The sequence below is a fragment of the Streptomyces sp. CB01881 genome, from assembly GCF_002953255.1.
In the GTDB taxonomy this organism is placed as follows: Bacteria; Actinomycetota; Actinomycetes; order Streptomycetales; family Streptomycetaceae; genus Kitasatospora.
The window spans coordinates 7729640-7739236 of record NZ_CP026498.1 but is presented as its reverse complement, the minus strand read 5'-3'; the positions used below and the strand labels follow the sequence as shown (position 1 = coordinate 7739236).

The window sequence follows — 9597 nt, the reverse complement described above, 5'->3', positions numbered from 1 at the left end:
CGCGAACGAGATATCGACACGCCCTACCCAACGACCCACCCCCGCCGAGGTACCGGCCACATCATCAGTTCATCCGAAACAGCTACATGCGAAGGATGGGGCTAGCCGCCTCCCCGGCCGCCTCCGCACGCAGTCTGCGGACCGTGGCCGGGGTCAGCCGCCGCCCCAGCGCCGCCAGCACCTCCGCCAGCACCTGCGGGTCGTCGGTGCCGGGCGCGCGGACGAGCGCGTCGTCCACGGTCGCGTTCGCGACCTCGACCCGCCGGGCCGAGACCTCCGGCGCGCGCCGGGCCAGCAGCCGCCGCCGATCCCGGGGGTCGGCCTCGGTGACGATCGACCCGGCTTCGCGCAGCCTGGCCACCGCGGTGGACACCTGACTCTGCGGCAGGCCGGTCCGCGCCGCGATCGCACCGACCGCACTGTCCTGATGCTCGGCTGCAGCTTCGGCGCCCTGGTCGGGCTCCAGCTCGCCCACGACCACCCCGGCCGGCTGCACACCCTGATCGCCCACGAGCCCGCCGCCCCGGCCCTCCTGCCGGAGGAGGAGCGCGCCCGGGCCGTCGCCGCACTGGCCGGGATGCAGGACACCTTCCACCGGGACGGCTGGCGGGCGGCGCTGCACGGGGTCATGGCCGCCACCGGGATCGCCGCCCACCAGGACCGCGAACCCGGGGCAGGCCCGCAGTCGTTCGGACCGGAGCGCGAGGCCGACTTCACCACCTTCCTCGCCCACGACCTGACCACCGTGCGCCGCAGCACCTTCGGGCCCGGCCAGGCCGACGCGCTCGCCGCCGGGCCGGCCCGGGTGGTGCCGGCGATCGGCGCGGCCACCGACCCGACGGTCTACAGCTACCGCTGCGCCGAGGTGCTCGCCGGACGGCTCGGCACGGACCTCGCCCGCCTCCCCGGCGGCCACAACGGCAACCTGACCCACCCCCGGGCGTTCGCCGCAGGGCTCCACGAGCTGCTGACCGCGGCGCTCCGGGAGGGCTGAGCCCCCGCCGGGCACGGAGCGCGTCGGGGCGCTCCGTGCCCGGACAAGGAAAGACGAGACGTATCGTTTCGCCAGGCCCCTATCATGGAGCCATGACCCGCAGCAGCACACCCGACCCGGCCCGCCGCAGCGAGCGCTCCCGCAAGGCCGTCCTCACCGCCGCCGCCGAACTGGTTGCCGAGGTCGGCTTCGGCAGACTCACCATCGAGGCGATCGCCGCCCGTGCCGGCGTCGGCAAGCAGACCATCTACCGCTGGTGGCCCTCCAAGGGCGCGGTCGTCTTCGACGCCTTCCAGGCCGCCAACGAGGACGCCTCCGGCAGCCTCGCCCTCCCCGACACCGGCGACCTCGCCGCCGACCTGCGCGCCGTCCTGCGGCCGACCGCCGACCAGCTCGCCGACCCCGCCTTCGACAACACCGGCCGCGGCCTGGTCTCGGAGTGCCTGCTCGACCCCGCCCTGCTCCGCGAGTACCGCGAACGCCTGATGGACCCGCTGTTGGAGGCCACCCGCGACCGCCTGCGCACCGCCCGTGCGGCCGGCCGGATCGCCGACGACGCCGACCTCGACCTCGCCGTCGAACTGCTCTACGGCCCGATGTACTACCGCTGGCTGCACGGCCTGGGCCCGCTCGACCACGCGTACGCGGACCGCGTCGTGGAGGCGGTCCTGCGCGCGCTCAAGGCCTGACACCGGACCGCCGCGGATACCCGGCCGGGGGCCTGCGGCGGCCCCGCGGGCTAGCGGCGGCTGCGGCGGACCAGCACCACGACCACCACGACGAGCAGGACGAGCAGCACCACCGCCACCAGCCCGCCGATGAGCTTTCCTATGAGCTTGTCGAAGAAGCCCTTCTTCTTCTTTTTCTTCGACTTGTCCTTGGACCCGGCCAGCTGGGTGTCGTGCCGGTCCGCCGCCACCCCGGCGGCCGGGGCCGGAGCCGCGGCGGGCGCGGCGGCCGGGGCGCCCTGGACGGCGGTGCCCTGGAGGACGGTGCCCACCGCGGCGGCGCGCGGCGCGGCCTGGGCGGCCGAGGCCGCCGGTGCGGTGGCGAGTGCGGCGCCGCCGAAAGCGAGCATCGCGGACAGGACAAGGCTCGTCAGACGAGCACGCATGGTGTGACCCCCGAATCCGGCGGGCCCCCGTGGCCCGCCGACCGCGGACACCATCCCATGCCTGCCCGGCCCCCCGGTACCCTCCGCCCAGGACCGTGACCGCCCCGGTACACCCCGGTCGACGGATCGGGAACGGGCCTACCCCGGCGGCGGGGAGGCCGGGCCGGACAGGGCGACGGCGACCAGGGCGCGCATGGCGCAGGCCGCCTGGCCCAGCGGGAGGGTGGCGTCGTCGGCGAAGAGCTCGACCAGCCAGCCGCCCGCCGCGTTCTGGCCGCCGGCGCCGATCATGCCCCGGTAGCCGGAGACGACCAGCATGGCCTCCTCGGCCGGGTCGTTGCCCGCGGCGCCGGCGCGCAGGGCGAAGGCGCCGCCGCGGACGGCCCGCCGGGTCATCGGGTAGTGCCGCAGGTCGAAGACGGCGTCGGGGGCCTCGATCTGCGCCCGCTGGGTCTCCGCCCGGGTGCTGCTCGGGCCGCTGGTCATCCGGTAGACGGCGTGCTGCGCCGTCCGCATCAGCTGCGAGCCGGGCGGCACGTAGGAGACCCACCAGCCGACCGCGTCCAGCAGCCGGGCCGAGGTCTCCGCGACGACGGCCAGCTTGCCGATGGTGTCGGCGGGGTGCACGGAGCGGGCCGAGCCGTGCTGGTCGAGGGCGGCGAGCACGGCGGTGAGCAGCTGGCCCGGGTCGGCACTGTGCGCGGCCCCGCGGAACCGCCGCCGGTCGCCGGCCCCGGCCCGGCCGGCGCCACGGCCGCGGGCGTCGGCCCGGTGGTGCGGGTCGGCGGCGTCGGCGAGCAGCACGGTCGGGTCGGGCGAGAAGCCGGGCCCGTGGCTGCGTCCGGCGACCACCGGGTGGGCGGAGCGGGCGGCCTTGGCCCGGTACTGGGCGGCGTCGGCGAGCCGGAAGAGCCGGTCGGCGGTGGTGACCGGGCCGATCGAGTCCCCGGTGGAGGCGACCCCGCAGGCGACCCCCTCGCCCTCGGCGAGCGCGAGGGCCCGCGCGCACAGCTCCTCGGCGACGGCGACCACCTCGTCGGCCTTCTGCCCTTCGACCAGCAGGCAGAACTCGTCACCGCCGAGCCGGGCGGCGAGGCTGCCGGGCAGCTTGGCGGCGGCCAGCGACAGCTGGTGGGCGAAGCGTTCCAGCAGCCGGTCGCCCATCTCGTGGCCGAGCTGGTCGTTGACCCGTTTGAGGCCGTTGACGTCGCAGACCACCAACGAGACGACCGTGTTGTCCCGGTTGTGCGCCTCCAGCGCGCTCTCCAGCCGGGCGTCCACCGCACGCCGGTTGGCCAGGCCGGTGAGCGGGTCGGAGAAGGCGAGCTTGCGCAGGTCGGCGAGGCGCTCGGTCTGGGCGAGGCCGGCCGAGATCTGGGCGGCGAGCAGGGTGGCGTAGTCGGCGTCGGCCTCGGTGAACTCCGGGGTGCCCACGGTCCGGGCCAGGTACAGCTCGCCCCACGCCTGCCCGTGCAGCACGATCGGGGCGACGACGCAGCAGGCCCGTCCGCGCCGGCGCAGCGCCGCGGCGCGCTCCTGGCAGTACGCGCCGGCCGTGGGATGCGAGTGCCCGGCGTGCGGTTCGGAGTCCTCGGCGCTCTGCAGCCACGCGCGCGGGAGGCGGCCGGTGGTCCAGCGCTCCTCCAGGTAGGTGACGATCTCGGGGAAGTCGGCCACCGGGTAGGACTCGTCCTCCGGCAGCTCCTCCTCCCCGGGCGCCAGCTCCCCGTGGTTGACCAGGACCCTCAGCCGGCCCGACTCGCGGTCCCAGACCGAGACGGCGGCCATGGTGGCGCCGAGCGCCTCGGTGGCTCGGGCGGCGGCCGCCCGGACGGCCTCCAGCGGGGTGAGGGCGCCCGCCATGTCCTGCGCGAGCTCGACCACGGACTTCAGCCGCAGGTCAGGGGCGGCCGGCTGCTGCGGCCGGTCGCTGTCGCAGCCGCGGTCCGTCACGATCGCCTCACTGCTCACCGGCTCGCCTCGCTCCCTGTGCTCGGTGCTGCCCCGCCCCGCGGCACGCCGCCGGGGCCCGCGCCCGCCGGGAAGCCCTACCCGTCCGGCCGCTTGCACCAAGACTATGGCGGTTTCGTTCGGTTATGCCCCGTTTGCCGGGAAGGGTCCGCGCAGCCGTACAGGGTTCAACCGTTCGGCCACCCCGGCCGACACGCCGCAGTGCGCTCCGTTCCGACGCGCCGCGGTCACACCCCGGGCCGACGCACCGGAGTCACACTCCGGGCCGGCCGCCGGAGCCGTGCCCCGGTCCGACGCGCCGCGGTCACACCCCGGCCGCCGACTACTCCGGACGACGCCGCCGCGACAGCAGCCACGGCTCGACCAGCCCGAGCCCGCGCACCGGGCGGCGCCACATCGGCTGGAGGTTGAACCGGTGCCCGGCGTCCGGCCCCGGGACCGGCAGCCCGGAGGCGGGCATTCCGGCGGCGGCCGACAGCGCGTCGGCGAGGCCCGGCCCGTCCGCGTCGGCCGGGGCGACGCTGCCGTTCTGCTCCAGCGCGACGGCGAAGTCGCCGTCGATCAGTACCGCGTCCTTGGGGGCGATCGAGGTGAGCCGGCTGGCCAGGTTGACGGTGGTGCCGAAGACGTCGCCCATCCGCGAGGTCACGGTCCCGAAGGCCATGCCGACCCGCAGCGCGGGGATGGAGTCGTCCTCGGCCAGCGCCTCGATCAGGGAGAGCGCGATCTCGGCCGCGGTGACCGGGTCCTCGGAGACGTAGAGGATCTCGTCGCCCAGGGTCTTGATCACCCGGCCGCCCTGGCCGGCGATCAGGTCGGAGCAGGTGTTCTCGAAGGTCTCGACCAGCTCGCCGAGCTCCTCCTCCTCCAGCCGGCGGGAGAGCCGGGTGAAGCCGACCAGGTCGGCGAAGCCGACGGCGAGGCGGCCGCTGGTGATCTCGGTGTCCTCGGCGGCCTGCACCACCCGGCCTGTGACGGCGGCCAGCTGCCGGCGCCAGACGTAGACCAGGAACTGCTCCAGCTCCGGGAGCAGCAGCTCGACCAGCGGGTACGCGACCTCGGCGCGGGTCAGACCGGGTTCGACGGACTGGGTGAGGTTCTCCAGGAAGGTGTCCATCTGCCAGCCGGCCAGCCGGGCGGTGGTCTGCCCGGTGGACCGCGCCACCTGGATCGCCATCGACTCGCTGAGCAGGCCCGACTCCACCAGCCCGGCCAGCCGGCGCAGTGCGATCACGTCGCCGTCGGTCAGCGCCCTGGACTGCCCGATGTCCGGGAAGCCCATCGCCCGCCAGAAGCGGGTGGCGAGCTCCATCGGGACGTCGGCGGCGCGCGCGGCCTGGTACGGGGTGTAGCGGCGCGGCGCGTCCAGGATCAGGCGTTCCAGGTCGAGCGCGACCGTCTGGTCGTGGTTGCCCGCCGTTCCGCCGCTGCTGCCGTCCTCTGCCACCGGTCCGTCCCCGTGCGGTTGCCGCACTTGCCTCGTGTCCTGCCTGCCCGGGCGCGCCCGCCACCCGGGGCAGTGGCGCGCCTCACACTGCTGCCAGGTGGAATGTTCGCACGGAATCCCGCGATCCGGGGCATCCGCCCGGGTCAAGGGGAGGTGAAGAGTGCCGCTCAGCGTGGCTCGGGGCGCACGTGCACGACGTCTCCCGCGCCGACCGCCTGCCGGGCGCCGTCGGGGGTGCGGACCACCAGCCGGCCGTCGCCGTCGACCGCCACCGCCTCGCCGAGCAGCTCGCGGTCCCCGGGCAGGTGGACCCTGACCTCCCGGCCGAGGGTGGTGCAGCGGTCCGCGTACGCACGCAGCAGGCCGCTGGCGTGCGGGTCGCCGGCGGCGGCCGTCCACTCCGCGTAGAGGCCGGCGAACTCGCGCAGCAGGGCGCGCAGCAGGATGGCCCGGTCGGTGACGGCCGCGCCGGCCAGGGCCAGCGAGGCGGCGGCGGGGACGGGCAGCTCGGCCTCCCGCAGCGACACGTTGACGCCCAGGCCCGCGACCACCGCGCCGCCGCCGAGCTCCGTGAGGATGCCGCCGAGCTTGCGCTCCGCACCGCCGATCACGACCTGGAGGTCGTTGGGCCACTTCAGGCCCACCTCGACCTCGGCGACCCGGCTCAGCGTGCTGGCCGCGGCGACGCCGACCAGGATCGGCAACCAGCCGTACCTCTCGACGGGTACCTCGTCCGGGCGAAGCAGGACGGAGAGGAAGAGCCCGGAGCGGGCCGGCGCCGTCCACTGCCGCTCCAGCCGCCCGCGCCCGGCGCTCTGCGCCTCGGCGACCAGCACGGCGCCCTGCGGCGCGCCCTCCCTGGCGCGCGCGGCCAGGTCGCTGTTGGTGGAGCCGGTCTCGGTGACGACGTCCAGCGAGGTCCAGAGCCCGCCCGGGATCACCAGGTCGCGGCGCAGGGCCTCGGCGTCCAGCGGCGGCCGGTCCAGGTCGGTCCAGGGCGAGGGCCCGGCGTGGCCGAAGCCGCGCAGTCCACTGCGACGGGGGGTCTCTGAGGTCATGGCCACGAGACTATGGCGTCGTCCGGCGGTTCGCGCCCGGCGGGAGCCGTAGGCCGCCATATCGTCCCGCAGAACGCGCGTTAACACACTGTGTCGCTGGCCATAACGGCTGGACATTACGTCCGGCCCCGTGCGCTGGCTACGCTACTCAACGGTAGTTCGTTGCGCCGCCCTGCCCTCGTGCGCGGGCCCCCATCCTGGCCCGCGCGGTACCTGGCAGGCGGCCCATGGATCAGGGAGAGCCACCAAGTGACCGAGGCGCCGTACGACCCCCACACCACCGCCGGCAAGCTCGCCGACCTGCGGCGCAGGATCGACGAGGCGGTGCACTCCGGCTCCGCCAAGGCCGTGGAGAAGCAGCACGCCAAGGGCAAGCTGACGGCCCGCGAGCGCGTGGTCGAGCTGCTGGACGAGGGCTCCTTCGTGGAGTTCGACGAGTTCGCCCGGCACCGCTCGACCAACTTCGGCCAGGAGCGGAACCGCCCCTACGGCGACGGCGTGGTCACCGGCTACGGCACCGTGGACGGCCGTCAGGTGGCCGTCTTCGCGCAGGACTTCACCGTCTTCGGCGGCTCCCTCGGCGAGGTCTTCGGCGAGAAGATCGTCAAGGTGATGGACTTCGCGCTGAAGACCGGCTGCCCGGTCATCGGCATCAACGACTCCGGCGGCGCCCGGATCCAGGAGGGCGTGGTCTCGCTCGGCCTGTACGGCGAGATCTTCCGCCGCAACGTGCACGCCTCCGGGGTGATCCCGCAGATCTCGCTGATCATGGGCCCCTGCGCGGGCGGCGCGGTCTACTCCCCCGCGATCACCGACTTCGTGGTGATGGCCGACCAGACCTCGCACATGTTCATCACCGGACCGGACGTGATCAAGACCGTCACCGGCGAGGACGTCGGCATGGAGGAGCTGGGCGGCGCGCGCACCCACAACACCAAGTCCGGCAACGCGCACTACCTGGCCACGGACGAGAAGGAGGCGGTCGAGTACGTCAAGAGCCTGCTCTCGTACCTGCCCTCCAACAACCTCTCCGACCCGCCGTCCTTCCCGGAGGAGGCGGACCTCACGGTCACCGACGAGGACCTCGAACTCGACACCATCGTGCCGGACTCGGCGAACCAGCCGTACGACATGCACAAGGTGATCGAGCACGTCCTCGACGACGGCGAGTTCCTGGAGACCCAGCCGCTGTACGCCGGCAACGTCATCACCGGCTTCGGCCGGGTGGAGGGCCACCCGGTCGGCATCGTCGGCAACCAGCCGATGGACCTGGCCGGCTGCCTGGACATCGCCGCCAGCGAGAAGGCCGCCCGGTTCATCCGGACCTGCGACTCGTTCAACATCCCGGTGCTGACCTTCGTGGACGTGCCGGGCTTCCTGCCCGGCACCGAGCAGGAGTGGGACGGCATCATCCGCCGCGGCGCCAAGCTGATCTACGCGTACGCCGAGGCGACCGTCCCGCTGATCACCGTGATCACCCGCAAGGCCTTCGGCGGCGCGTACGACGTCATGGGCTCCAAGCACCTGGGCGCCGACCTCAACCTGGCCTGGCCGACCGCGCAGATCGCGGTGATGGGCGCGCAGGGCGCGGCCAACATCGTCTACCGCCGCGAGCTGGCCGAGGCCGCCGCGGCCGGCGAGGACGTCGACGCCCGCCGGGCCGAGCTGGTCGCCGAGTACGAGGACACCCTGCTCAACCCGTACCTGGCCGCCGAGCGCGGGTACGTGGACGCGGTCATCGCCCCGAGCGAGACCCGCCGGCACATCGTCCGCGGCCTGAGGGCGCTGCGGGGCAAGCGTGAGGTGCTGCCGCCGAAGAAGCACGGCAACATCCCCCTGTAACCGGCCCTCCCCCACCAGCGGCCGTCACGAGAGGATTGAGCCATGGCCCCGATCCACGTGCTGCACGGGCAGCCGACCCCCGAGGAGCTCGCCACCGTCCTGGCGGTGGTCCAGTCCCGGGCCGCCGCCGCACAGGCCGCCGCCGAGGCGGCCCGCGCCGGTGGCGGCCCGGACTCCCCCTGGAACGACCGTGCCCGCCGGCTGCGCGGCACCCCGCGCCCCGGCGTCAACGTCTGGCGCACCTCGGGCTGGGCCGGCTAGCACCGGCCCGCCGCCGTGCGCGGAGTGGGAAGTCGGCCCGTCCGACTTCCCACTCCGCGCACGCGCGCCGCGGCACGCGCCCGGATTGCCCCGAAAGCTGAGTACGGATACTCAGGCGTCACCGCCGCCCCCCGGAGCACCCTGGAGGCGTGCTCTGGTCAGACCCACGCGACGAGCCCTCCCCGGAGGCCCGCCGGATGCAGGAGAAACTGCGCCGCGCCGGCCCCGTGCTCGCCGCCCTCGCCCTCGTGATGGCCGTTCTGCTGATGCTCTGAACGGGCGCGCGGGCCACCCCCTACCCTGGTGGGCATGACCGACCGCCGCGCCCTCGTCCTCGCCTCCGCCTCCCCCGCCCGCCTCGGGCTGCTGCGCCAGGCGGGCCTCGACCCGCGCGTGGTGGTCAGCGGCGTCGACGAGGACGCGATCACCGCCGCCACCCCCGGCGAGCTCGCGCTCGTCCTGGCCGAGGCCAAGGCCAAGGCGGTCGCCGCCGAACTGACCGGCGGCGAACTGGTGATCGGCTGCGACTCGGTGCTGGAGCTGGACGGCCTGGCGCTCGGCAAGCCCGCCGACGCCGCCGAGGCGCTGGCCCGCTGGCAGTCGATGCGCGGCCGTTCCGGCGTCCTGCGCACCGGGCACTGCGTGATCGACACCGTCACCGGCGAGCAGTCCTCGGCCACCGCCTCCACCACCGTCCGCTTCGGCACCCCGGACGACGCCGAGGTCGCCGCCTACATCGCCTCCGGCGAACCGCTGCACGTGGCGGGCGCGTTCACCCTGGACGGCCGCTCGGCGCCGTTCGTCGAGGGCATCGACGGCGACCCGGGCAACGTCATCGGCCTCTCGCTGCCGCTGCTGCGCAGCCTCCTCGCCGCCCTCGGCGTCCGCATCACCGACCTCTGGGCCTGAC

General features: G+C 74.7%; 10 protein-coding genes and 1 pseudogene. 6 read left to right on the top strand and 5 right to left on the bottom strand.

Annotated elements, in window-relative coordinates; genetic code table 11:
* Positions 1-82: 82 nt before the first annotated feature.
* On the bottom strand, positions 83-475 hold the full coding sequence (locus C2142_RS23840; RefSeq protein ID WP_346766391.1) for a helix-turn-helix domain-containing protein: 393 nt from the start codon (positions 473-475) through the stop codon (positions 83-85).
* Here C2142_RS23840 and C2142_RS23835 point away from each other — a divergent pair.
* Positions 428-994: an alpha/beta hydrolase gene (locus tag C2142_RS23835; protein ID WP_148644521.1), complete on the top strand. Its 567-nt coding sequence runs from the start codon at positions 428-430 to the stop codon at positions 992-994. The two genes, C2142_RS23840 and C2142_RS23835, sit on opposite strands and share 48 nt — an antisense overlap.
* A 92-nt stretch (positions 995-1086) precedes the next feature.
* Positions 1087-1683, top strand: a complete 597-nt coding sequence (locus C2142_RS23830; RefSeq protein ID WP_148644520.1) for a TetR/AcrR family transcriptional regulator — start codon at positions 1087-1089, stop codon at positions 1681-1683.
* Between the two features lie 50 nt (positions 1684-1733).
* Here C2142_RS23830 and C2142_RS23825 read toward each other — a convergent pair whose 3' ends face one another.
* The 4 genes and pseudogenes from C2142_RS23825 to C2142_RS23810 all read right to left on the bottom strand — a co-directional run bounded on the left by C2142_RS23825 (position 1734) and on the right by C2142_RS23810 (position 6584).
* Positions 1734-2072, bottom strand: a complete 339-nt coding sequence (locus C2142_RS23825; protein ID WP_148644519.1) for a hypothetical protein — start codon at positions 2070-2072, stop codon at positions 1734-1736.
* Positions 2073-2945: 873 nt separating this feature from the next.
* Positions 2946-3971, bottom strand: a pseudogene (locus tag C2142_RS40320) (sensor domain-containing diguanylate cyclase); the annotation flags it as partial.
* Positions 3972-4401: 430 nt separating this feature from the next.
* Entirely contained in the window at positions 4402-5526 is a 1125-nt protein-coding gene (locus tag C2142_RS23815) for an adenylate/guanylate cyclase domain-containing protein (protein WP_241002744.1), read from the bottom strand.
* 167 nt (positions 5527-5693) lie between these two features.
* Positions 5694-6584, bottom strand: a complete 891-nt coding sequence (locus C2142_RS23810; RefSeq protein ID WP_148644517.1) for a biotin--[acetyl-CoA-carboxylase] ligase — start codon at positions 6582-6584, stop codon at positions 5694-5696.
* A gap of 249 nt (positions 6585-6833) precedes the next feature.
* Here C2142_RS23810 and C2142_RS23805 point away from each other — a divergent pair, with 249 nt between their 5' ends.
* The 4 genes from C2142_RS23805 to C2142_RS23795 all read left to right on the top strand — a co-directional run bounded on the left by C2142_RS23805 (position 6834) and on the right by C2142_RS23795 (position 9596).
* On the top strand, positions 6834-8426 hold the full coding sequence (locus C2142_RS23805; protein ID WP_148644516.1) for an acyl-CoA carboxylase subunit beta: 1593 nt from the start codon (positions 6834-6836) through the stop codon (positions 8424-8426).
* Positions 8427-8468: 42 nt separating this feature from the next.
* Positions 8469-8687: an acyl-CoA carboxylase subunit epsilon gene (locus C2142_RS23800; protein WP_148644515.1), complete on the top strand. Its 219-nt coding sequence runs from the start codon at positions 8469-8471 to the stop codon at positions 8685-8687.
* Between the two features lie 149 nt (positions 8688-8836).
* Positions 8837-8962, top strand: coding sequence for a hypothetical protein (locus tag C2142_RS41690; protein WP_277347269.1), 126 nt, complete (start codon positions 8837-8839; stop codon positions 8960-8962).
* Positions 8963-8996: 34 nt separating this feature from the next.
* The gene (locus C2142_RS23795; protein ID WP_148644514.1) at positions 8997-9596 is read left to right on the top strand and encodes a nucleoside triphosphate pyrophosphatase; all 600 of its coding nucleotides are present in this window, start codon (positions 8997-8999) and stop codon (positions 9594-9596) included.
* The last annotated feature ends 1 nt before the right edge of the window (position 9597 follow it).

Excerpts from the sequence above, each read along its gene's own strand:
- C2142_RS23800 (WP_148644515.1), top strand. The coding sequence starts at position 8,469 with ATGGCCCCGATCCACGTGCTGCACGGGCAGCCGACCCCCGAGGAGCTC.
- C2142_RS23795 (WP_148644514.1), top strand. The coding sequence starts at position 8,997 with ATGACCGACCGCCGCGCCCTCGTCCTCGCCTCCGCCTCCCCCGCCCGC.
- C2142_RS23835 (WP_148644521.1), top strand. The coding sequence starts at position 428 with ATGCTCGGCTGCAGCTTCGGCGCCCTGGTCGGGCTCCAGCTCGCCCAC.
- C2142_RS23810 (WP_148644517.1), bottom strand. The coding sequence starts at position 6,584 with ATGACCTCAGAGACCCCCCGTCGCAGTGGACTGCGCGGCTTCGGCCAC.
- C2142_RS23830 (WP_148644520.1), top strand. The coding sequence starts at position 1,087 with ATGACCCGCAGCAGCACACCCGACCCGGCCCGCCGCAGCGAGCGCTCC.
- C2142_RS23825 (WP_148644519.1), bottom strand. The coding sequence starts at position 2,072 with ATGCTCGCTTTCGGCGGCGCCGCACTCGCCACCGCACCGGCGGCCTCG.